Below are 371 nucleotides of genomic sequence, written 5' to 3'. Positions count from 1 at the left end.
ATGCGTACTTTTAGCATTAACCGCTATAACCGTGAGCGCATCCACATCGACATCGCTGTCGTTGGCAAGAAGCGTGGCGGTATCAATCAAGGTGACACCATCTTCGGTGATCGGAGTGGGACTTTGCGCAACATCATCGACCGCGACAGGTGCGTAGTTGACAGGAGTAATATCAAGCGCAAAGTTGCCTCTTTCTGAAAGGGACCCATCGCTGGCCGTCAACGTAACACTCAAAATGCCGTTGAATTCCTGCGGCGGTGTGCCCGAGAAACTGCCTGCAACCGCATCAAACACCAGCCAGTCCGGGAGTGCCTCACCCCCAACCAGCGTTGCACTCAGGGTCAGCGCATCACCATCCACATCCGTGAATG

The 371-nt window shown here is 54.4% G+C and carries 1 protein-coding gene; it reads right to left on the bottom strand.

The window, feature by feature from the left end:
- On the bottom strand, nucleotides 1–371 hold a 371-nt coding region (locus tag ACFWW2_RS03410), incomplete at both ends, for a cadherin-like domain-containing protein (protein WP_393926184.1).

This window comes from Yoonia sp. R2-816 (assembly GCF_046762905.1).
Lineage (GTDB): Bacteria > Pseudomonadota > Alphaproteobacteria > Rhodobacterales > Rhodobacteraceae > Yoonia.
This window is presented reverse-complemented; position numbering and strand designations above follow the sequence as displayed.